Annotated in this window: 22 protein-coding genes and 1 riboswitch; of the genes, 7 read left to right on the top strand and 15 right to left on the bottom strand. The window is 52.4% G+C overall.

Translation table 11 applies throughout. The features are described 5' to 3' along the window. Window positions 1-512: 512 nt before the first annotated feature. The 8 genes from KB559_RS18630 to KB559_RS18665 form a co-directional block, all read right to left on the bottom strand. Window positions 513-977, bottom strand: a complete 465-nt coding sequence (locus KB559_RS18630; protein WP_211023792.1) for a DUF420 domain-containing protein — start codon at window positions 975-977, stop codon at window positions 513-515. Window positions 978-1,011: 34 nt separating this feature from the next. Further along, a complete protein-coding gene (gene ctaG, locus KB559_RS18635; protein ID WP_211023794.1) occupies window positions 1,012-1,926 on the bottom strand; it encodes a cytochrome c oxidase assembly factor CtaG in 915 nt (304 codons plus the stop codon). Between the two features lie 102 nt (window positions 1,927-2,028). Beyond that, window positions 2,029-2,349, bottom strand: a complete 321-nt coding sequence (locus KB559_RS18640) for a cytochrome C oxidase subunit IV family protein (protein ID WP_211023796.1) — start codon at window positions 2,347-2,349, stop codon at window positions 2,029-2,031. Between the two features lie 3 nt (window positions 2,350-2,352). Continuing rightward, window positions 2,353-2,982 (bottom strand): cytochrome (ubi)quinol oxidase subunit III, encoded by a 630-nt coding sequence (locus KB559_RS18645; protein ID WP_211023799.1) that lies wholly within the window; start codon window positions 2,980-2,982, stop codon window positions 2,353-2,355. Then, a complete protein-coding gene (gene ctaD, locus KB559_RS18650) occupies window positions 2,979-4,829 on the bottom strand; it encodes a cytochrome c oxidase subunit I (RefSeq protein WP_211023926.1) in 1,851 nt (616 codons plus the stop codon). The genes KB559_RS18645 and ctaD overlap by 4 nt, the downstream gene beginning before the upstream one ends. A gap of 94 nt (window positions 4,830-4,923) precedes the next feature. Further along, complete coding sequence (coxB, locus tag KB559_RS18655; protein ID WP_211023801.1) at window positions 4,924-5,982, bottom strand: cytochrome c oxidase subunit II; 1,059 nt, start codon at window positions 5,980-5,982, stop codon at window positions 4,924-4,926. Window positions 5,983-6,345: 363 nt separating this feature from the next. After that, window positions 6,346-7,101 carry a type I methionyl aminopeptidase gene (gene map / locus KB559_RS18660; RefSeq protein ID WP_481856471.1) on the bottom strand — a complete coding sequence of 252 codons (756 nt, stop codon included), beginning with the start codon at window positions 7,099-7,101 and terminating at the stop codon, window positions 6,346-6,348. Between the two features lie 150 nt (window positions 7,102-7,251). Further along, entirely contained in the window at window positions 7,252-7,440 is a 189-nt protein-coding gene (locus tag KB559_RS18665) for a hypothetical protein (protein WP_114498473.1), read from the bottom strand. A gap of 416 nt (window positions 7,441-7,856) precedes the next feature. Between KB559_RS18665 and KB559_RS18670 the strand changes: the two genes are divergently transcribed. From KB559_RS18670 to KB559_RS18680, 3 genes are read left to right on the top strand one after another with little or no spacing between them, the layout of a single operon-like run. Then, window positions 7,857-8,810: a serine hydrolase domain-containing protein gene (locus tag KB559_RS18670; RefSeq protein WP_211023806.1), complete on the top strand. Its 954-nt coding sequence runs from the start codon at window positions 7,857-7,859 to the stop codon at window positions 8,808-8,810. Between the two features lie 16 nt (window positions 8,811-8,826). Next, window positions 8,827-10,002 (top strand): MGDG synthase family glycosyltransferase, encoded by a 1,176-nt coding sequence (locus tag KB559_RS18675; RefSeq protein ID WP_247681943.1) that lies wholly within the window; start codon window positions 8,827-8,829, stop codon window positions 10,000-10,002. A gap of 42 nt (window positions 10,003-10,044) precedes the next feature. Beyond that, window positions 10,045-10,383 (top strand): DUF4870 domain-containing protein, encoded by a 339-nt coding sequence (locus KB559_RS18680; protein WP_211023808.1) that lies wholly within the window; start codon window positions 10,045-10,047, stop codon window positions 10,381-10,383. 38 nt (window positions 10,384-10,421) lie between these two features. On the opposite strand, the gene KB559_RS18685 is transcribed toward KB559_RS18680, so the two are convergent. The 4 genes from KB559_RS18685 to KB559_RS18700 all read right to left on the bottom strand — a co-directional run bounded on the left by KB559_RS18685 (window position 10,422) and on the right by KB559_RS18700 (window position 14,234). Further along, window positions 10,422-11,756 (bottom strand): nucleobase:cation symporter-2 family protein, encoded by a 1,335-nt coding sequence (locus tag KB559_RS18685; RefSeq protein ID WP_211023810.1) that lies wholly within the window; start codon window positions 11,754-11,756, stop codon window positions 10,422-10,424. Window positions 11,757-11,834: 78 nt separating this feature from the next. Beyond that, window positions 11,835-12,425, bottom strand: a complete 591-nt coding sequence (locus KB559_RS18690) for a xanthine phosphoribosyltransferase (RefSeq protein ID WP_211023812.1) — start codon at window positions 12,423-12,425, stop codon at window positions 11,835-11,837. A 170-nt stretch (window positions 12,426-12,595) separates the two neighbouring features. Then, window positions 12,596-12,695: riboswitch (purine riboswitch) on the bottom strand. A gap of 119 nt (window positions 12,696-12,814) precedes the next feature. Further along, window positions 12,815-13,120 carry a hypothetical protein gene (locus tag KB559_RS18695; RefSeq protein WP_211023814.1) on the bottom strand — a complete coding sequence of 102 codons (306 nt, stop codon included), beginning with the start codon at window positions 13,118-13,120 and terminating at the stop codon, window positions 12,815-12,817. 325 nt (window positions 13,121-13,445) lie between these two features. Then, complete coding sequence (locus KB559_RS18700; protein ID WP_211023816.1) at window positions 13,446-14,234, bottom strand: zinc-ribbon domain-containing protein; 789 nt, start codon at window positions 14,232-14,234, stop codon at window positions 13,446-13,448. Between the two features lie 218 nt (window positions 14,235-14,452). Here KB559_RS18700 and KB559_RS18705 point away from each other — a divergent pair, with 218 nt between their 5' ends. Continuing rightward, entirely contained in the window at window positions 14,453-14,824 is a 372-nt protein-coding gene (locus KB559_RS18705; RefSeq protein ID WP_211023818.1) for a hypothetical protein, read from the top strand. Window positions 14,825-15,101: 277 nt separating this feature from the next. Then, the gene (locus tag KB559_RS18710; protein WP_244861591.1) at window positions 15,102-15,812 is read left to right on the top strand and encodes a GTP pyrophosphokinase; all 711 of its coding nucleotides are present in this window, start codon (window positions 15,102-15,104) and stop codon (window positions 15,810-15,812) included. Between the two features lie 49 nt (window positions 15,813-15,861). Here the strand turns inward: KB559_RS18710 and KB559_RS18715 are convergent, their stop codons facing one another. Continuing rightward, a complete protein-coding gene (locus KB559_RS18715; protein WP_211023820.1) occupies window positions 15,862-16,377 on the bottom strand; it encodes a hypothetical protein in 516 nt (171 codons plus the stop codon). A 37-nt stretch (window positions 16,378-16,414) separates the two neighbouring features. On the opposite strand from KB559_RS18715, the gene KB559_RS18720 reads away from it, so the two are divergent. Beyond that, the gene (locus KB559_RS18720; protein ID WP_211023823.1) at window positions 16,415-16,675 is read left to right on the top strand and encodes a hypothetical protein; all 261 of its coding nucleotides are present in this window, start codon (window positions 16,415-16,417) and stop codon (window positions 16,673-16,675) included. A 124-nt stretch (window positions 16,676-16,799) separates the two neighbouring features. Here the strand turns inward: KB559_RS18720 and KB559_RS18725 are convergent, their stop codons facing one another. After that, the gene (locus KB559_RS18725; protein WP_211023825.1) at window positions 16,800-19,937 is read right to left on the bottom strand and encodes a DEAD/DEAH box helicase; all 3,138 of its coding nucleotides are present in this window, start codon (window positions 19,935-19,937) and stop codon (window positions 16,800-16,802) included. 208 nt (window positions 19,938-20,145) lie between these two features. Between KB559_RS18725 and KB559_RS18730 the strand changes: the two genes are divergently transcribed. Further along, a complete protein-coding gene (locus tag KB559_RS18730) occupies window positions 20,146-20,901 on the top strand; it encodes a TspO/MBR family protein (protein WP_211023827.1) in 756 nt (251 codons plus the stop codon). A 122-nt stretch (window positions 20,902-21,023) separates the two neighbouring features. Here the strand turns inward: KB559_RS18730 and KB559_RS18735 are convergent, their stop codons facing one another. Beyond that, a complete protein-coding gene (locus KB559_RS18735) occupies window positions 21,024-21,401 on the bottom strand; it encodes a RidA family protein (protein WP_211023829.1) in 378 nt (125 codons plus the stop codon). Window positions 21,402-21,423 lie beyond the last annotated feature (22 nt).

Below are 21,423 nucleotides of genomic sequence, written 5' to 3' on the forward strand. Positions count from 1 at the left end.
TATGAATCGCGCCCGGCTTATAAGTGTTCCTTTAGTGTTCACTAGGTGTGCTTACTGTTTATATCTTTATACACAGTATATACTGTGCTTATTCCTCCGTCAACCCTATTTTTTCCACAAAATAAAATGGCAACTTCCACCCCACACGTCCTCTACCTACCTGCGGTTTGTTCTGGCCTCACGCATTTAACGAACTCAGCAAACCTTATTTGGTCATAATTCCGCTAATTGTGATTCTAAGGAACTCCAGTTACCTTATTCCGAGCAAAGGGCCACTTTTCACGCCTAAACCTGCTCAATAACGCCGCTTAAGTTCGTTAGATATGGTAATGGGCCATTTTTCTGCTAATAAGCTCACTACGGTTCGTTAGAGTGAGAGGCCGGTATAGGAGAGACAGTGCATGAAAGACGGTACATGAGCGACAGTGCATGAAAGACGCTACACAATAAAAGCAGCACAAAAAAACCGCCGGAGCAAAATCGCTCCAGCGGCTTCTTGGCTAAGTCCAGCTCTATAATCCAAAAATAACTTCCCATACCGGCTTCGTATGTCCGCCGGGATACAGCATGTACAGCAGCACGTATACCATCACACCGGTAATTGCGGTGAAAAACCAAATTACCGAAGTGGTTCTGCCCCATTTGCGGTGTTTCGCATACTTTGCCTTGAATCCGAGAACGAGGGTCGTAATCCCGAATACCGCAGCCACCGTGGCCAATATGATATGAAAAACGAGGAACACTTGATAATAGACCTTCAAATGTTCAGGTCCGCCCCAGGACGTATTGCCGATAAACACGGTCCGCGACATGTAGATGATAAAAAAGAGCAGCGCCGCAACGGCCGCGGCGATCATCGTTTTCTTGTGCGCCTCCCGTTTCCCCTTGATAATCAAGCCCCAACCAATCGCAACAAGCACGGCGCTGATTACGATAAACGAGGTGCTGATCGTCGGGAATAAGGTAAACAAATCCATTTGAATCCTCCTGTCCACAATGCTTCCATCAATATCAAATTTGATTCAGTTTTAAATCGTCGGGCAGCTGTTCGTCCTCTTCCTCCCGGTTCTCCTGCCTGTACCATTGGAAGAATACATAAGCCAGCATCGATGCAAAGATGATCTCCTGAATGAATTTCATCAGAATGCCCCCGACCTGCTGGTCGATCCGCGGCTCCAGATAGCCGAAGAACTCAGGTCCTCCAAAACGGTCAAGCAACATCGACGTATCTCCGGGAATGCAGTATCCCATAGCCTTGGACCAAATGACAGGGTCGCTGTAGGTAGCATACAAGGTTTCCGGCGCAAAAATAATCAGTCCGCACGCAGGCGTCAGCAAGACCATATTGAGGAAGATGAAGCCCATCTTCTTCAAACCCTGCGCATCACCGTGAGCCGGCAACGGTTTGACGAGCGTCCACCACATGAGCACCGCGGCTATGAACAGTACGATGTAATACAGGCGGTGAATCCCAAAATGAAGCATCACATAATCATGTACAACAGGCAGGTGATAAAAGGAAAACAGCCCGTTAAACACGACGGCGGCAACGACCGGGTGAGTCAAAAACTTCAAGCGGCGCAGCGGGCCCTTGCCAAGAAAGGACGAAACCCCGCGCCAGATCCACTCGGGAAGACCGAGCATCAGGAGCGGCGGGGCGACCAGATAAGACAGCGCCATGCTGATCATGTGGAAGCTGAACATCATATGCCCCAATAGTTCCACAGGCCCGCCCTGAGCCATATACAGCACGCCCATTCCCAGCACGAATAAAACCTTTTTACCGGCGGATACAGGCTTTCCTTGTCCGAATTTCTCGTTAAGCGGTCCCGTCAGCACCAAATAACCCGCCGTGATGAGCAGCATGACCGCCAGAAATACAGGGCTCCAAACATCCGCAAATTTAAAGTATTCTAACCCCAGCACACTTAACCCTCCCTCCGTCGCTTAGTTTTTCTGTCCAATTTGTGAACTGGCCCATAATAGGAAGAAAGAGGCGGCTTGATATCAAGCCCACCTCTTTGTATTTTACCACCACATCCAATATAGCGCGGCAATAATCGCAAGTCCTGCGACAAAAAATCCTCCGGCCATGAAGACGATTGGCATCATATGGCCTTTATCTTTCAAATGCATCCAGTACCCGAGCTGGACAAGTACCTGAAGTACTGCCATCACCAGCAGGAGCAGCACCGTAAACGCGATGTTGACGCCGCCGGCGGCCACTGTAGCGAAGGCGATCAAGGTCAGGATGATAGAGAAGACGAAAGCAATGATATGCTTTTGCGGTCCCTCATGACGATGGCGGTGCTTAACCGCGCTTCCGTCGTTCAAATCGTGGTTTGTCATCTTTTACCCTACCACCTTTCCGAGCAGGTAAACCACCGTGAAGATGAATACCCACACGACGTCGATAAAGTGCCAGTACATAGCGGATACGTATACTTTCGGTGCCGTAACCACGGTCAATCCTTTCTTGAACAACTGTCCGATCAAAATCGAAATCCAGAGAATCCCGAACAATACGTGCGCCCCGTGAAACCCGACGAGTGTATAGAACGCCGAGCTGAACGCACTCGTGGTCATTCCATAATCATCGTGAATTATATACTCCGCGAACTCGTATATTTCCAGAGCCAGGAACGCAAGACCTAGCAATACGGTAAGTCCGAGCCAACGAACCAACGATGTCCGGTTGCCCCGATGCATCGCCTGAATTGCAAAGACGCTCGTCAAGCTGCTGACTAGCAGGATGAACGTAGCGGCCGCGGTAATCGGCAGACTGAACAATTCGCTTGCGGAAGGCCCATCGGCCACTTGATTCCGAAGCGTCAGGAAGGTAGCGAACAGGGTTCCGAACAATACCGCCTCGCCCCCAAGAAAGAGCCAGAAGCCAAGCACTTTGTTGCGTCCTTCCAGCGTCGCTTTCTCCGGTTCATGGGGAAGCGCGCTGGAAGCCTGTTGTGCACGAGGTGTCGTCATGCTTTTACCCCCTTGTCGTTCAATTCTTCGGGTTCAACATGCCAGCCGTGATCGTCGAAGAGCGAGCGAAGCAGCATGGAACCGAAAGTAATTGCCAGGCCGATGCCTGTAATAATGTAGTTGCCGAACAGGAAGTTCAGCAAGCTGTTGCCAAAGTCGTCATTCGTGAACATGAAGCCGAGGCCGGCGATGAACAATCCAACCGACATGACGAACGGTAAAATCGTCGGGGACGGCATATGAATCGGACCGACCGGTTCAGCAGGCGTCATTTCTTTATTGCCGGCCATCTTTTCTTTCCAGAAAGCATCGATTCCGCGAACAAGCGGAGTCTGCTTGAAGTTATATTCAGGCGGAGGCGAAGGAATCGCCCACTCCAGCGTACGTCCGTCTTTCCACACGTCGCCGTCCACGCCTTTCGGTTGCTTGAACGAAATTGCAATATTGATCAGGAAGACAATAACGCCAACGCCCATCAGGAACGCCCCGATTGTACTGATCAAGTTCATCAGGTCAAAGCCCTGATTCGGCAAATACGTAAATACGCGGCGTTGCATCCCGATAAGACCAAGGAAATGCTGTATGAAGAACGTCAAATGGAAACCGATGATGAACGTCCAGAATTCCAATTTGCCGAGTCCTTCATTCAATACGCGCCCGAACATTTTCGGCCACCAATAATGCAACCCGGCGAACAAGCCGAGTACCAGACCACCAACGATAACATAGTGGAAATGCGCTACTACGAAATACGTATCATGGTATTGATAATCCGCCGGCGCCGAAGCGAGCATCACCCCGGTTACCCCGCCCATTACGAAAGTCGGGATAAATCCGGCAGCAAACAGATTAGCCGTATTGAAAGTAATTTGTCCGCCCCACATTGTAAACAGCCAGTTGAAGATCTTGATCCCTGTCGGAACCGCGATCAGCATCGTCGCGATGGAGAACAGGGCGTTCGCCACCGGTCCCATACCTGTCGTGAACATGTGATGCGCCCAAACCATGAAGCCCAGGAAAGCGATCAGGATCGTAGCGAATACCATCGAGCTGTATCCGAACAGGCGCTTGCGCGAGAAGGTACTGACTACCTCGGAGATAATCCCGAACGCTGGCAGAATCAGTATGTAAACCTCAGGGTGACCGAAAATCCAGAAAATATGCTGCCACAATACCGGGTTCCCGCCCTGGGCAACATCGAAGAAGTTTGCACCAAGGATCCGGTCGAAGGTCAGCAAGACGAGACCAACTGTGACTGCCGGGAATGCGAACAAAATCATGGCCGAAGTGACAAAAGCGGTCCATGTGAACATCGGCATACGCATAAAGGACATACCCGGTGCACGCATCGTAATAATCGTCGCCAGGAAGTTAATCCCCCCGATCAGCGTACCGAGACCGGCGATTTGCAGACCGATCGTGTAGAAGTCCACCCCGTGAGTCGTACTATACGTCGAGGATGACAGCGGCGTATAAGAAGTCCATCCGGCATCCGGAGCACCGCCCATAACCCAGCTAAGGTTAAGCAGCAGTCCGCCGAACAGAAATGTCCAGAACCCGAGAGAGTTCAAGAAAGGGAACGCTACGTCCCGCGCCCCGATTTGAAGCGGTACTACCGCGTTCATGAGGGCGAAGATAATAGGCATAACCCCTAGGAAAATCATGGTCGTTCCGTGCATCGTAATCAATTCGTTAAATTGCTGGGCTGTTACGAAATCATTCATAGGTTTGGCAAGCTGTACCCGGATCATCAGCGCCTCAATCCCGCCGATGCCGAAGAACAATCCGCCCGCTACCAAATACAGGATAGCGATTTTCTTGTGATCGACCGTTGTAAGCCAATCCATCAAACCCTTGTGCCGCTTGACACTGTGAGCGTGAGCCAAGGTTTGTACCCCCTTTAAGTTCCTATACCATCAATGCCGCCAGAGGCACCAAAGATTAATATGATAATTTGTAATCGGCCAGATATTGGGCAATGGCGTCGATTTCCTCATCCGTAAGACCAAGATCCTCTTTCGGCTGAGGCATTTTGTTGCCTGGCTTCACCTTTTGTGGATCGGTCAGCCATTCAACCATATTATCCTTCACCGGCTTGCCTCCGACCGGTTTCCCGGAACCTTCCTCGTTGAGCAAAATGCTGGCTACGGATTCCCTGCCGCCTATACCCGTAAGGTTTGGTCCGACAGGACCGCCTTGGTCACCTACAGCGTGGCAAGTCAAACATTGATTCTTGAACACTTCGGCAACGGCCGGATCTTCCGGCAGCACCGCAGGCGCCTTCATGGATTCCACCCAAGCTTTAAAGGAATCCTCACTGACCGCCTTCACTTTAAATTCCATGAATGCGTGCGAAGGGCCGCAAAGCTCCGCGCACTTCCCGAGATAGACGCCTTCATTTTTAGCTTCAAGCCAGGCGTTATTGATGGTTCCGTCCGTATTGGTATCGGTTTTACCCGCCAGAGACGGCACCCAGAACGAATGCAGCACGTCGGCTGTTTTCAGTTCAAGCGCGATTTTCTTACCAGTCGGAATAATCAAGTCCTGAGCGGTGGTCACGCCATATTCCGGATAGGAAAATTCCCACCAGAACAAATGGGAAGTAACCTTCACCTTGACCGCATTCTTGTCGTTAGAATAATTTTCTCCATACGCAAACACTTTTTGAACGGTTGCAACGGCCAAAATCAGTACCAGTACGAGCGGAATAGCCGTCCAGATGATTTCCAGCTTAAAATTGCCCTCCACTTGCTTTGGAACATCGGTTTGTCCCGGTTTCCGGCGGAATTTAATCCAAACATAAGCTGCAATCCCGAACACAATGATCATGACCGCCACCATGATCGTGATCGAAAGTTTAATCAAACCCAATTGTCCCTCAGCTACCGTACCCTGTGGTCTGAGCACCGACAAGTCCTCACGGCCGCATGCGGACAACAATAGCGCTAGCCCGACAAACAGAGGTACGAGCCGCTTTACAGCCTTCCACGGTTTCATCATTGATCTACCCCACTTTTCCGTTTTCTTCCGGTTATGTACAGGCATTTGGCATATCCAGTTAAATACTACCTGCCCTATCACGGAAACTGTATTCCTGTCAATTAAAACAATCACCTATTAAATATATGATTGAACCCCTCCTTTGTCAATGATTCAAGGGGAATTCACAAATTGTTCAAAAAGCCGGAGAGGCGCATCACAAAAGGGTTTGCGAACGTTTTCACCTATGGATTACCCGCCCGCTTGACTCCTGAACCGAATCTGCTCCTGCAGGATTTCAGCGAGATGTACTCTTCATTCATTTTTGACATTTCCTCAAACTTTATTAACAAATTCAAAAAAAAAGAGAGCATCGCTCTCTTTTCAGGACGTAAGGATCACTGGACCGTCTTCCAGAATTGCCAAAGTATGTTCATAATGCGCTCCCAAACTGCCGTCTGCCGAACGAATCGTCCAGCCGTCATTGTCCCAAAACACCGCTCCTGTTTCGCCAAGCGTAAAAATCGGCTCTATGGTAATGACCATCCCCGGCTGAAGCTTCGCTCCGGTATGCGGCCGCCCGAAGTTGGGCACATCCGGCGGCTCGTGCATCCGCTGACCGATTCCGTGTCCGATGAGCGGTTTAACAATGCCGATGCCCGCTTCCTGCGCAACTCGCTGGACCGCATATCCGATATCGCCGACGCGATTACCCGGCAGCGCCTGCCCGATTCCGGCAAAGAGCGCCTTCTCGGTCGTCTTTAGAAGGCGCTCTGCCTCGGGGCTAACCTCCCCAACCCGGTAAGACCATGCCGAATCGGCGAGCCATCCCTTCTTGTTGACGACCATATCGATCGTAACGATATCTCCCTTTTGCAACTTCTGGTCTCCGGGAAAACCATGACAAACGACTTCGTTAATTGAAGCGCAGGTGGCGTAAGGAAATCCCCGATATCCTTTCTGTTCGGGAGTCGCTCCTTTTCCGGCAAGAAAGGACTCGACAAAGGAATCGATTTCCGCCGTCGTGATGCCCGGAGCGATCAGCTTGGCAATCTCTCTGTGGCATTCGGCCAATATCGATCCCGCTTCGCGAATGCGCGCAATTTCTTCTTTGGACTTTAAATTGATTTTCAAATGCATAAACTCCCTTCGCGGCACTTAGCTGCAGACCTAGAAAAATAAATTCATAATACTCTAATATATGTAGAATTCGGAATCCAATGAAAAAACGCCCCGGCTTCAGCCGGGACGGTAGCTACCCCATTTGATTTCAATGTTTTCCACAATGTATCAAGAGACGGATGAGTCCAGCTTGCCCATCTCCATTTCCACCAGATGAGTCAATTCTTCCTCATAACCTCCGGTAATCCGGTATTTACGGACGTATTCCTTCACGAACTTTTTCGGGTCTTTCGGTTTGAATATCCGGGTCATCTCCCGCAAACTTTCCTTCACCTCATTGTGACCTTTCGTTGCCATACCAAATTCCCTCCCAGAACGATTCTAGTTCAATGCTCCGATCTCGAGAATGCGTAACAAGCAGTAATTCATGAAGTAGCTCGCGGTCGAACCTGTTTAGCTGGCGCATGACACTATACATACCCGAACGAATTGCCGATGAATCATGCACGTTAAGGACAGCGTCTTGCAAATTGTATTCCGGTCTTAACGAATACCATTTGTGGAAAAGACCTCTACCTCCCATATTGTAACATATTCAGCTTGTTGTTACAGCTTTCTTCCAAATACCTATTTCTTTAACGCTTAAAATTTTTGTTATTTGGATTTGTCCGGGCTGGTTAAGATAAGGTTAGATCGAAATAATTTTGCGCCCCCGTCCCACTTAATCCGGGGTTAATCTAACTGCTGTACACTCGATTGGAGGGCATGTGCCAATGAACTCCGCAATCGCAGATAACGCATTTTTGCCTGCCGATAAAGCCATTTGTAAAAGCTATCCCGGTATACGCAGCTTTCTCGTCGCGCAAGAAGGAACCTTAAGATTTGAAAACTACTACAATGGATATCATTCCTTGACGCTGCATGACCTCAGGTCCGCGACCAAGAGCGTGATATCCTTACTGCTCGGAATCGCCGAAGCGCAGGGTCGTTTGCCCGGTCTCGACCGTCCGGTCTGGGACAGTGTCAAGGAGCATGCGCCGCAGCGTCCAGATCCCAAATGGGCGGAACTGACGCTGCGGGAACTGCTGACGATGACAACGGGTCTATACTGGCAAACCGGCCCCCGGCTGGGAGAACGGTTTATCCGGCGCTTCCATCAGAGCCGCAGATGGGCCGACTTTATTTTGCGGCTTCCGGTAGTACCGGAGCAGCGCGGAACCTTTCAGTACTGCAGCGCCGGCTCCCATTTACTCTCGATACTGCTTACGAAATGGACAGGGTTTAGCGCGCTTGAATATGCGAGCCGGTACTTATTCCGCCCCCTGGAAATATCCCGTGTTGCCTGGGGCAGCAGTCCGGAGGGACATTCCAGCGGACACATCGGGCTTCACATGACGGCGCGCGATATGCTGAAAATCGGCCTTCTCTGCCTGGGAAAAGGAACATGGGAAGGCCGGAGCTTGCTGTCCGCTCATTGGCTGGATGAATCCATGGCACCCCACTGTACCCCATTTAACAATTATGGGCGATACGGGTTTCATTGGTGGAGCGCAGAAAGCGGCGGAACGCACTACAGTTACGCCCATGGTCATGGAGGTCAGCAAATTTATGTAATTCCCGAACTGGAAGCCGTCGTCGTGTTCACCTCGGAGAGCCGGGTCAACCGGTTTAAAAACCCGAAGGGCTTGCTGGAAAAATTCATTTTACCCGCGCTCCAAAAAACGTGAACAGGAGGAATCTCCATTGATCGATAAACCTCCCAAAATCATGATCCTGTACGCAAGCTACGGAGACGGGCATCTGCGCGCCTCCAAAGCGGTAGAGACATGCTTTCACAGCAAAGGGATCAAGGATGTCGTGCTGCTCGATTTGTTGGCAGAAGCGCATCCGATGCTGAACGAGCTGACGAAGTTCATCTATTTAAGCAGCTTCAAGGTACTACCGGCCGTCTACGGAGCCGCTTATGAAATAACGAAGGATCTGCCGCCCAGAGCTTCCTTTCTGCGGGCGCTGAACTTCTTTGGAACAGGAAAGTTGAAAGAGGCTCTGCATCTGCACGAACCGGACCTTGTTATCCATACCTTTCCTCAAATGACCTTGCCGGGCATGATCAAGAAAACGGGCAGGAGCCTGCCGCTCGTCAATATTATCACTGATTTCGATGTTCATGCCAGATGGCTTCATCCGGAGATAGACCGGTATTATGTAGCAACCGAGGATATGAAAAGAGAAATGATAAACCGCGGAATAACCGGGGATCGCGTCCTTGCCAGCGGCATCCCCCTGCGGCCCGATTTTTGCCATCTTCCCGAGGAGACGGCCGAATTCCGTACAAAGCTGAATCCAGACAAGAAAACTGTGCTGCTCATGGCCGGAGCCTACGGTGTCATGCAAGGAAACCGGGATATCTGCAGGACGCTTTTGGAAAAAGGCGATTATCAAATCTTGGCGGTCTGTGGACGAAACAGGGAATTGTACAAGGATCTGGAATCCCGGTTCGGCGAACATCCGGACTTTCACTTATTCGGATTTGTGCAAGAAGTTTCTCTCTTGATGCAGGCCAGCGACTGCATTATTACGAAGCCCGGGGGAATCACGCTGTCGGAAGCGCTGGCCTGCCGGCTGCCGATTTTCCTCTATCGGCCCGTTCCCGGCCAGGAGCTTAACAATGCCCGCTATCTGCACAATAAGGGCATCGCCTTCATTGCGGAGGACGCTCCGTCGCTTTGCCAGGGGATCGATGCTCTGCTCCTTGACGAAGACCGTCTATCCCTCGTCCGGGCAGAAATGGAAAACCTCCGCAGGCCGGAAGCCGCGGAGGTCATTGTAAACGATATTCTGGATAAATGGTTCAGGTCAGAGACCCGTAATGCGCCTGTCGAAATCGGTTCTGCCCGCCCTAGGCTCGTCATACATTGAGACTATGGAAGGTTATCCGTTATTGGAAAGCAGGTGTTTACCGTGTCCCATTTCAAGTCTTCGACAGGCCTGTCCGAGAATTTCGCCGGATTTCTATGTTATTTGTTTGCCTTCGTGGGCGGCATCGCCTTTCTGGCCATAGAACGCAGAAGCCGCTTCGTGCTCTTCCATGCCTTGCAGTCCGTCATTCTGTTTGCCGGATTGATGGTCTTCCATGCCTTGGCCGGCTTTTTGCCGATCATCGGCATCGTGGTAGGCCTGCTCCTTTCCCTGCTGGGTCTGGTGCTCTGGCTTATTCTTATGCTGGCTGCGCTGCAAGGAAAATGGTTGAAGCTCCCCTGGATCGGAGAATTGGCAGAAAAACAGTTAAACCGCATGTAATTCAGGCTTACCGCACGGCCTATCGATGTTAAGGGCGGCTATTCCTCCGTCACGGGAGCCGGTTTCCGTTGGCCGCCCTTCAATCCGTTAAACAGCAGGTTCATTACAATCGCGGTAAAGCTTCCCGCCACGATGCCGTTATCGACCAAAATGCGAAGCCAGGCCGGCAAAGCATCAAAAATTTGCGGCACGACCGTAACGCCGAGACCCATACCTACCGAGCAAGCAATGATAAGCAGATTCTCATGCCGGTTGAGATCCACTTGATCGCCAAGCATCCGGATTCCTGAGGACAGCACCAGACCGAACAACGCGATCATCGCTCCGCCAAGCACGGAAGTAGGGACGAGTTGGGTCAGGGCCGCAATTTTCGGGACAAAGCCGATCAGAACCAGCAAGCTGCCGGCAACGACGATAACATCCCGGGTTTTGACCTTGCTCATTTGGATGAGCCCAACATTTTGCGAATAAGTCGTATATGGAAATGAATTAAAAAGACCGCCGAGCATGATGGCAAGGCCTTCGGCGCGGTAACCGCGCGAAAGGTCTTTCGAGGTGATATCCTTATCCACGATTTTGCCAAGCGCCATAAATACCCCGGTGGACTCCGCCACGCTGACGATGGCGACAAGGATCATCGTTAAGATGGCAGAGGCGTGAAACGTCGGAACTCCAAAATAAAACGGCTGGACCATATGGAACCAACTCGCTTCCTTCAGTGGCGTCAGATTGACTTCGCCCATCAGAGCCGCTACCAGCGTCCCCGCTATCAATCCGATTAGAACTGAAATGGATTGCAGGAATCCCTTGGCGAACCGGTTCATCAATATAACGAAGATAAGTACCCCAAAGCCGAGCGCCAAATTGGTCGGACTGCCGAAATCCTTCTGGGTAACGTCGCCGCCGCCAAGGTCAGTCAGCGCCACAGGAATCAAGGTGACCCCGATAATCGTAACAACCGAACCGGTAACGACCGGCGGGAAGAAAGCAATCAGCTTGCCGAACAATCCGGAGAACAGGAAGACGAACAACCCGGAGGCGATGATCGCCCCGTAGATTGCCGTAACGCCCATCCCCTCTGCTCCTCCGATAGCAATCATCGGTGAGACGGCCTGGAACGCGCAGCCTAGCATAACCGGCAGCCCGATGCCGAAGAAACGGTTACCCCAAACCTGCAATAAGGTCGCTACCCCGCAGGCAAGCAGGTCAATCGAAATCAGGTAAGTCAGTTGCTGATGTGAAAATTCGAGTGCCCCGCCGACAATCAGCGGTACGATGACTGCTCCCGCATACATAGCCAATACATGCTGGATTCCCAGCGAAAACGTTTTGAACGGGTGCCGGTTTCTTTGAAAAATACGCTCGCGTTCCATCTGAATATGGCTCCTCCCCATGGTGACTCATGATATCTGTCTGTTTTTAGACTCCTATGTTATATAGCCTTGTTATCGTTATAAGCTTTCATGCACTTCGTCAACAAAAGTAATCGTTCCGTTCTCCAGGGAAGCGATACGAACCAGCGAATCGACGCGGTAGCCCGCTTCTCCCAACAATCGGGCGCCCGGCTGGAACGATTTTTCGATCACAATGCCGATGCCTGCCACGCTCGCCCCTACCTGCTCCGCGATCCGGGCCAAACCGAACGCCGCTTCCCCGTTAGCCAGGAAATCGTCGATGATCAGCACCCGGTCCCCAGGAAGCAAAAACTTCTTCGACACCGTAATTTCATTGGTCTCCCGTTTGGTAAACGAGTACACCTTTTCGACCAGAATATCGTCTTTCAAAGTAAGTGATTTATGCTTTCGGGCGAAGATCATCGGTACCCCAAGCTCCAAAGACGTCATGATTGCCGGGGCAATCCCCGACGATTCAATCGTCAACACTTTAGTTATGCCTTCTCCGGCAAATCTCCGGGCGAACTCACTCCCTACTTCCCTCATCAGTACCGGATCCATTTGATGATTCAGAAAAGAATCCACTTTGAGCACCTGATTCCCGAGCACGATGCCCTCCGTCATCACTTTGTCTCTCAACAATTTCATTTGGCGTTTCCTCCTCGTGTTATTGCTTGATGCTATTAAAAATAATTGGGTTTACAGCATGAAAAGCCCATTTCCCATACCGGAAAATGGACTGACAAAAGGCAAAAAACAGGCTGCGCCACGCTGTTCAACCCGAGCCGCCGAGACAAGCCCGTCGACCGGCAACCGCCACAACCATGAATTTTGCCCGTAGTCCGATCATTCCGGTGATCGGGTAGAGACATGCAGGCCTATTCCTGCACATATACGAGAAAATATATGAAAACAAATGTCGATTTTCATGCAATGTTAGAAGTATAACGCAAACCGGGCCGGGAAATAAAGAGGAAATTTTTTATTCCCGGACTCTTATAGTGCGAGTTCAAAAAGTAATTCAAGATTCGAACCTCTTATATCGGTCTGGACTCTCCTTGGAGGAAATTGCCTAGCAAAGAACGCAGTTCCGTATCCTCCTTGTAGCTCTTCACTCCCGTATCAAGACGCCGAATCCGTATTTTACTGTAATTCGCCCCGGCCTCTACCGGTTTGAACACCAGATTATCCCTGTCTTCCAGACGGAGCTTATAACCCATTTCCTCGAACATCGTCAGAAAGTCCCTTTCGGACGGCACCTGGCCTTCCTTTAAAAAGATCAAACCTCGCAATTCTTTGATTTCATTCGGATGATGTACCTCAAAGTGAACAATGCATTCCATGGTTCAAGCTCTCCCTTCATTCTGATTCTAAACTTAAGCGTTCCCCCGCCAGCGTTGCCTCATCCCGAAGACTGCGCAATAGAAGTTCGTGTTCAAAAAGTAATTCAAGACTCGACGTCGAGTCCGCATCCTGATCTACTTCGTCGTGGAAAGATGACCTTTTGAACAACCTCTAAACGGGTAAAACGCAAGCGGCACGGTGCAAGAGAATAATCTCTGCTCCCCGTGCCGGCAGAAAAACTGCGCCTAACTCCTACTACGGATCATACCGCAGATTGCATGGCGCCACTTATTACAACTTGGTGAATCTTTTGAATACGAAGCTTTAGATTTGCTCAGCGCCGCAATGCGGGCACCATTTCGTCCCCTTGACCAGGGCGGCGGAGCAGATTTGGCAATCTGCCGTCGGGATCCCGGTTTCCATCGAGGATGAAACTTGCTCACGCGGCTTTTCTACGTCCTCTTTCCAGGTACGGATACGACGGTCCAGTTCCTCCTGGCGCTCCCGTTCCCGTTCCAGTTCACGCAAACGCCGCTCTTCATGCTCCCGGTCCACAGGAGGCTGCTGCTCCTTAGGTTCTTTATAAATGAGGGTCTCATCCGTCACAGGCCCCTCGTACAAAGAAAGCGGATTGATAGGCGTCTTGGCTTCCTTGACCGGTTCCGGCTCTCTTGGATACTCCCTTGAATACTCTTCTGAAGGCTCTTTCGAAGGCTCACGTTCAGGCTCATTCACCCGACTCGCCGGCGCGGGCTTCGGTTTCTCCAGCTTATGGCCGCAGTATTGGCAGAACAGCGCATCCTCTGTAATCGCTTTGCCGCAAGCCCCGCACAAACGTTCATTTTTCAGTTCGGCGATTTTGGCCCGGATTTCATCCCGCTCCTCCGACAGCAGATCGCAGGTTTTGGCGAGCTCTACCATTTCCTTTTCCGCGTTGGACATATCCTTACGGGTATACCCTTCATAGAAAGCCTCGCCCATCCTTTGAAAATAAAGCCCCATCTCTCGTTCGATATTCGAAATTTGTGTGTTCAGACGCCCGATTTCCACGGCATTTTGCGCGCGGTCGGTCACTTTCCCAGCACCGTCTCTAATTCGCTGTAAAAAATTCATGACTGAAGTCCTCCCATTCATCTGCTTCCTCCTAAGTCATCCGCAAGGAAGCTATTTACCCTTTTCAATAGTTTAAACAGTTAGTATAAATATGAATTCTAGAAGTTATCATACCAGATTTACAGCTTCTGTGAAAATCAGTCCTTTGATTCACAAGAATAGGCTCCGTGTAAAAAAGAGTAGAATCGCATCCCATCCAAGAGAGGAGGAATCGGCAAGTGACCATCCCAAGAACCCCATACTATGTATCCGTTACGCACCGGCTCATTCAGGAAGTGCCGAACGATTCTACCGAGTTCGAAGTGCTTCTTGACGAAGAAGAGCTGACCTTGCTCCGGGATAAAATCGCCGGGCTGCATGACGAAGACGAATACACCTTAAAACGCGCACCAGTGCCGTTCAAATCCGCGGACCATGACGAGGCTCCGGAACAGTTCAACCGACAGCTGACCGAACTTTACGTACTCCTTTACCGGACCGGAAGCGAGCGGACCCGCAAGGCCATCATGGACATGGGCGTACTGAACAACCTGTCAAATACGGACTACAATCATCCCGGATACGGCGACGGCTCGCCCTTGAACAAATAACGTGCATTGCGGTTGGAGCGGTATCAAATCGGGAAAGCTGTCTTGGGGAGTTGGATAACTACCCCTAGGCGGCTTTTTTGCTGTGTTATGGTGCCGTTGCCGGAGGTTTCCCCTCTATTTCTCATCATAGATGAGATGGCGTTAAATTAGACCCAAAAAATCCCCCTAATTATATACACCCCCATTAAAGATTGAATCTTATTTTGAAATCTACAAGCCGATCACGTTACAATAAGAAATAGGTACGACAAAAGAAATGGGAGTAGATCAGACGAGTATGTCAAACGAAGATAACAAGGATGGCCTGCTGAACAAGTTGGATTTACGGGAACTGTACCGGTGGGAGATCGGCGATGACGAGCTGCGCAAGCTGGAAGAATGGAAGAAGCTTCCGATCCTGTATCAGCTTGCACTGGATGAATTAAAGAACAAAATCAAGCTGATTCAGAGCGAGTGGAAAATCCATAACGGGTACAGCCCGATAGAGCACATCAAAACCCGAATCAAGGAGCCAAGAAGCATCCTGGAGAAGTTGGAGCGCAAAGGCTTCGAGTTGAATGTCGACAGTATGGTGAATAAAATCCATGATATCGCGGGTATGCGGATCGTGTTCTCTTTTGCCCAGGATATTTACAGTTTACTGGAGCATCTCCGCCAGCGTGAAGATATCCGGATTCTTGAGATTAAAGATTACATCATGAATCCAAAACCTAACGGTTACCAAAGCCTGCATGTGATCGTCGCTGTTCCGCTTACATTATTCGAAGGGCAGCGCTGGATGAAGGTGGAGATCCAGATGCGTACGCTAGCTATGGATTTTTGGGCCAGCATGGAGCATATCTTATTTTATAAATATGAAAAGCAAGTGCCGCCCCATGTCATCCGGGAGCTCACTGAAGCCGCCAAAGCGGCGGACGCCCTGGACAAAAAAATGCACGGGCTCCGCAAGGAGATTATGGGAGCCGCCGGAGCGCCGCTCCCTCAATAGCAAGAGCCTGCGGCACGATTCTCCGCAGGCACAAGAAAGCCGCGCCATTTCAGCGCGGCTTGTTTTGCTGCGCAGCGGCGAGTTCCGCCGCGCGCTCCATGACCCGGCCGGCGACCAGGGGCAAACCCCTGGCCGCTCCGGAAACGCCGGGCAGCAGCGCTGCCCACGGGGCCGAATCGGGCCCCGGCTCGCGGCTGGCGCTGGCGGGTTCCACGGCGCGTGGGCGGCCAGCCTGCGGGACAGCCGGTTCCCCTGCCGCCGCAGGGGAACCAAGCTCCCGCAGGGCCGCCTTCACATCGTGGAACTGCGGCCCGGGCTGGTGCAACCGCCCCTGCCCCGCCATCTCCGCGAGCCATTCCGCGATGTTCGGCCCATCGCCCGCGCCCCCGCGCGATGCTGCCTCCGGCCCTCCCGCCGCCTGGCGGAGGGCCTCATCGGGATCGGGCAGCGGCTGAAGCGCTGCCCACCGGTCCAGGACGGCCGCCGCCAGCGTCTCCGGCGTCCAGCCGAGCAGCGCCAGCCGCAGGCCGGCGTCGGCCGCCCAGGCGGCGTCGCCATAGGTCATGGCGCGCTCGGCATGGCCGCAGCCGGGGGCGCCGCAGGTGCACGCCGCCGGGCCGGCAACAGCCGCCGCTTCCGAGCCGGGTCTCGCTTCTGGCGACCCGGCCTTGCCAACGCCAGGCTGCCGCCAAGGCGGCTGCACGGGCAGCAGGGCGTCCAGCACCCCCGCCCCTTCCTCGAGAAGCCCGGCCAGAACAAGCGGGCTGCTCTCCAACTGCCGCAGCAGCTCCCGGCTCTCCAAGCCGCCGGGCGAATATGCCGGAAGTACGACCGTGCAGACCGGCACCTCATCATTCCCTTGAGTAGCAGCGCCGCGCGCTCGTCGCGGACGCTTTCTGTCTTCCGTCATCTCAAGGGGAAGTACGATCTGCAATCCTCCCGGCACGGGCTCCATATGAACGTTCTTTGGAACAGCAAGTGTCCGGCTCATCTCACTTCCTCCTCAATGATGCTCCCCGATTGAAGCGCGATCAGATTACGGAGCTCGTCGTCGGACATTTCCGTCAGCCATTGTTCGCCTGAACCGACGACCTGTTCCGAAAGCGATCTTTTGCGCTCGATCAGCTCATCAATCCGCTCTTCTAACGTTCCCTGGCAGATAAGCTTGTGGACCTCCACATTTTTCTGCTGTCCGATCCGGAACACCCGATCCGTCGCCTGATTCTCGACCGCCGGATTCCACCACCGGTCATAGTGGATCACATGATTCGCGCGCGTCAGATTCAGCCCGACTCCGCCAGCCTTAAGCGAAAGCACGAAGATCGGGACTCCCGAGCCTTCCTGAAAAGATCTGACCATTTCGTCGCGCTCCTGCTTTACGACCCCGCCGTGCAGAAAAAACGGAGTTGTACCGTAACGCCGGGCCAACTCTTCCCGAAGCAGCTCGCCCATCTGCACATACTGCGTAAATATGAGCGCCGCTTCGCCATTATCCATAATGATATCCAGCAGCTCCGTCAACCGCTCCATTTTGCCCGACCGTTCCATCCCCGCGGCAGCACCCGATAAAGGTCTTCCGGCTGCCAACCGCGGGTGATTACAAATCTGCTTAAGCCGGGTCAGCGAGGACAATACAAGTCCCTTGCGGGCGATTCCCCCGCTTTCTCCGATTTTGGACATCAGCTCCGCCGTTACCGCCTCGTACATTCCGGCCTGCTGCGCAGTCAGGGAACAGTATGACTTAAGCTCGATTTTCTCCGGCAAATCCTTGCGGATATCCGGATCGCTCTTTAACCGCCGAAGCAGAAACGGAGCTACCAGCCTTCGTAGCCGGCCCAGCTCGGCTGGCTGTCCTTCTCCGGAGGATGTGTATTTGGCACGGAACGAGGCGCTCGTTCCCAGATAGCCGGGGTTCAAAAACTGAAAGATCGACCACAGCTCGCTCAAGCGGTTCTCTACCGGCGTACCCGTCATGGCGATCCGCTGCGGCGCGCTCAGCTTCATCACGCTCTGAGCCTGCTTCGTGCCATAATTTTTAATATACTGCGCCTCATCGAGGACGATGGTTTTCCATTCCAAATTGCGGAGCTCCATACCGTCCCGTCCGGCCAATTGGTAGGTTGTCAGAACCACATCGCTCTCATGGCATTCTCTCATTAGGGGTTCTCCATGCAGCCGATCGCTCCCGTGATGAACATACACCTTCATTTCCGGGGCAAATCGCTCCAGCTCCCGCTGCCAATTCCCAAGGAGCGAGGTGGGGCAAACAATCAAGCAGGTACCCGGTGAGGTTTCCATTCCGTCGAGCAGCTCCGTGATGACCTGGACCGTTTTACCGAGCCCCATATCATCCGCAAGCAGCGCACCAAAACCAAGCTGACGCATCGACGAGAGCCATTGGAAGCCTCTCTCCTGATAAGGGCGGAGCGTTCCGTTCAGCGCTTCGGGCACCTGGCGTGACGAAAATGACCGTACCGTTTCTCCGGACATCAAAACGGCCATCAGTCCTTCCGCTTCCACCGTCTCCACCTGCAAACCATCGAACCGGTTATCCTGATCGGCTCCGGAAGCCAGATACATTAACTCCCGAAACGTCATGGTCCCGCTCTCTTGACGTTTCATGAATTTCAGCACCTGGCGAATTTCCTTAACGTCAATCTCGATCCACTCTCCGCGGAAAAAGACGAGCGGGGATTTGGAGGCGGCCAGCTCCGCCAGTTCCTCCCGGCTCAGCTCCTCCCCATTCAGCACCGCTCCAGCTTCAAAAGCAACCAACTGTCCGATTCCAAGCCCCGTTGCCGGCTCTTTATCCCCCCGCTCCTTCTCCCAGCCTGACGCCTTGATTTTCACGCCGGCGCTGCGTCTGCCTTCCCGGGTCCACCGGGAAGGCATTTGCACGTTCACGCCATGCTTGCGAAGCAGGGCAACGGAGCGGCTCAGGAAGGAATACATCTCCTCGGGATACAGCTCCAACACTTCGGGCCGGGCCGTTTCCATCGCAGCGGCCAGCTCGTTTGACAAATCCGCCGCCTTTTTCAAACGAAGAAGAAAATTCTGGTGCACATTCCGATACTTCCGTCCGCGGATGTTCATATCCGGAGCCGGATAACTCCAGATTAAACCCGCAGGAAGCAGCACTGAGGGATCCTCTGTTCCTTCTCCCCATAACGACAGCTTCCAACGGAAATCCTGCTCCCGTTCAAATCCGCCGTTATCCAGAATCGGTTCGACTCTCAAGCATAATCTCAGCGAGCCGGCGTCTCCATCTTCCCCATCTTCATCTGCCGCGCTCGGCCGCGCTCCCCCGGCTTCCGCAATCTCCTCTGTCAGATGCTCAATTTCAGCCGTGTTTCCTTGAATATCCGGCTGAATTGCAGCACTGAGCAGTCCGTTCCACCACAGCTCGGTAAGCGGAGAATATCCCCTGCGATAATCGGCCCGCGCCGGATTCAGCTTCCGTCCCAGGTCCAAGACCGCTTTCCGGACCTCATAATCTATCATCGCTGTCAAAAAAGAATGCAGCAGCGCTAGCTGCCGATCACCGAGTAAGCCGTTTTCCAATAACGCAAGCGGCTGTACTGCGGCCAAAGCCACGGGGGGCATGGATGCCGCCAGCTGACGAAAAGTCACCTCGTCATCATCTATCAGGTACGGTCCCCAAACCGCGCTTATGGCGGCCTGCGTTCCCCGTCTGCGCCCCAGCACACCCGCTCCCGGCTTCGCCCCCGGAACGATTTTGCCCCGCAGCAGTAAATCCAGCGCAAACCGGGCCGCCACACTCCAGTACTCCAGTTCTGGACCCGGCTCTATTCCGTTAGCTGCAAAATAGCTCTCATCCCAGTTCAACAACAACTGCCAAGTTTCCTGAACCGGCAAAGCCAGCCCTTCCAGCGTTCTGCCAATCAACCCTTTGCGGTCGCCGGTTGCCGTCATTCTGCGCCCCGAGGAGACCGGGTACCGAATTTCCGCAAGTCTTAGCGCGGCATGCTGAAACGGGCGTACTCCGGTTGTCGGCTCCAGCGGTCTGACCGCCGCCGTCCACGCATCGACTTTGGTTTCTGATATTTCACCGGAGAAACAAAACAATACATCTCCGAGCCAAATTCCATAAAGGCGTTGATTCATGATGATCTCCCGTCATTTCCTGATTCGTGTCCAATGGACTAAAAAACGCACTAGTTCTATCTTATACGAAACCGTGTCTATATAAAACCGCAGCCGAATCCCTGTTTTCTTTTTCAGCGATCCGGAAATCATTTCCTGCGTTTTGGGTATATTCATATAGTAAACGGGAACAACCCTCTTATAACTGCCCGAAGGAGGTTTCTATAATATGTTCAAAACAAAGACCCTTCTGTGGTGGAACTGCCTGTTCTTTCTGGCCGTCATCGCCATGAATATTCTCGCGGAAGCCATCCCGCTGGGCGGGGCTGGTACCGGTGAGCTGTCAAAACGTTATTTCACCCTGCTGACACCTGCCGGTTATGCCTTTATGATCTGGAGCCTCATCTATGTGCTGGTCGGCTGCTCCCTAGTGTATCTCTTTCGCCGTAAAGGCTCCCGGGATCCCTGGATTACTTCCTACTCGTTATGGTTTATTCCGTCCTGTCTGTTAAATATGGGATGGCTTCTGCTCTGGCATTATGAATACCTTGTTCTTTCCTTTATCGCCATGGTGCTGCTGCTCATTTCGCTTGCGGGGTTATACCGGCTCACGCGGACAATCGAACGCCCTACCTTAGGGGAAACCTGGTTCCTAAGGCTCCCGTTCAGCCTATATACGGGCTGGATCGTAACAGCCACTTTGGTCAACCTGCAGGTCATCATTCAACACGCCGGGCTGTTTCCCGGTCTTGCTCCTTCCACATCAGCGATCGCCTTGCTTATCATCGGGGCCATCGCCATTATTCTCATCGGCAGCATGACAAGGGACGGTGTTCTCCCTCTTCCCGTCGCCTGGGGATTTGCGGCTATAGCCGCTAAACACTATGAAGAACGCATCCTATTTTTCACCGCCGGCTTGGCGGCCGCCATCCTCTTGGCGTTTGCCATAGGCCTGCTTTTCATCCGGGCCAGGGATCGTGACTGAAGCTTCTTTGGTTTCATCAGATCAAACAGAGGATCTGATTTACAATTCTACGAAGATAAAGGGGTACAAACCATTACAGGTCTGTACCCCTCTTGTTATTGGGGCTATAGCCCCAGTCTATCTTATTTAGAAGCGATCACTTCGATCTCCACCAACCCGTCTTTAGGCAAGCGTGCTACTTGGATCGCACTGCGGGCAGGGAAGGGCTCGGAAAAAAAGCTTCCGTAAATTTCATTCACTTTGGCAAAGTCATTCATATCTTGCAAGAATACCGTGGTTTTAACGACCTTATCCAATCCGGATCCCGCCGCTTCCAATATAGCACCTACATTGCGCAGCGCCTGAAGCGTCTGTCCTTCAATGCCTTCGGCAAGTTCGCCGGTCTCGGGAATCAAGCCCAGTTGCCCCGATGTAAACACAAAATCGCCGATTTGAACAGCCTGTGAATAGGGTCCGATCGCTCCTGGTGCTGATGTTGTTGAAATGACTTGCTTATTCATTTGCTATCCCTCTTTTGCTAGA

It is taken from the genome of Paenibacillus sp. Marseille-P2973 (assembly GCF_018101095.1).
GTDB lineage: Bacteria > Bacillota > Bacilli > Paenibacillales > Paenibacillaceae > Fontibacillus > Fontibacillus vini.

Bases quoted from the DNA above. Each gene is read 5' to 3' on its own strand.
- KB559_RS18710 (WP_244861591.1), top strand. From the start codon at position 15,102: ATGTCAAACGAAGATAACAAGGATGGCCTGCTGAACAAGTTGGATTTA.
- KB559_RS18700 (WP_211023816.1), bottom strand. From the start codon at position 14,234: ATGAATTTTTTACAGCGAATTAGAGACGGTGCTGGGAAAGTGACCGAC.
- map (WP_481856471.1), bottom strand. From the start codon at position 7,101: ATGCATTTGAAAATCAATTTAAAGTCCAAAGAAGAAATTGCGCGCATT.
- KB559_RS18670 (WP_211023806.1), top strand. From the start codon at position 7,857: ATGAACTCCGCAATCGCAGATAACGCATTTTTGCCTGCCGATAAAGCC.
- ctaD (WP_211023926.1), bottom strand. From the start codon at position 4,829: ATGGATTGGCTTACAACGGTCGATCACAAGAAAATCGCTATCCTGTAT.
- KB559_RS18730 (WP_211023827.1), top strand. From the start codon at position 20,146: ATGTTCAAAACAAAGACCCTTCTGTGGTGGAACTGCCTGTTCTTTCTG.
- KB559_RS18645 (WP_211023799.1), bottom strand. From the start codon at position 2,982: ATGACGACACCTCGTGCACAACAGGCTTCCAGCGCGCTTCCCCATGAA.
- KB559_RS18715 (WP_211023820.1), bottom strand. From the start codon at position 16,377: ATGACCTATGGCGACGCCGCCTGGGCGGCCGACGCCGGCCTGCGGCTG.
- KB559_RS18640 (WP_211023796.1), bottom strand. From the start codon at position 2,349: ATGACAAACCACGATTTGAACGACGGAAGCGCGGTTAAGCACCGCCAT.
- KB559_RS18685 (WP_211023810.1), bottom strand. From the start codon at position 11,756: ATGGAACGCGAGCGTATTTTTCAAAGAAACCGGCACCCGTTCAAAACG.
- KB559_RS18690 (WP_211023812.1), bottom strand. From the start codon at position 12,425: ATGAAATTGTTGAGAGACAAAGTGATGACGGAGGGCATCGTGCTCGGG.
- coxB (WP_211023801.1), bottom strand. From the start codon at position 5,982: ATGATGAAACCGTGGAAGGCTGTAAAGCGGCTCGTACCTCTGTTTGTC.
- KB559_RS18695 (WP_211023814.1), bottom strand. From the start codon at position 13,120: ATGGAATGCATTGTTCACTTTGAGGTACATCATCCGAATGAAATCAAA.
- KB559_RS18630 (WP_211023792.1), bottom strand. From the start codon at position 977: ATGGATTTGTTTACCTTATTCCCGACGATCAGCACCTCGTTTATCGTA.
- KB559_RS18665 (WP_114498473.1), bottom strand. From the start codon at position 7,440: ATGGCAACGAAAGGTCACAATGAGGTGAAGGAAAGTTTGCGGGAGATG.
- KB559_RS18735 (WP_211023829.1), bottom strand. From the start codon at position 21,401: ATGAATAAGCAAGTCATTTCAACAACATCAGCACCAGGAGCGATCGGA.
- KB559_RS18725 (WP_211023825.1), bottom strand. From the start codon at position 19,937: ATGAATCAACGCCTTTATGGAATTTGGCTCGGAGATGTATTGTTTTGT.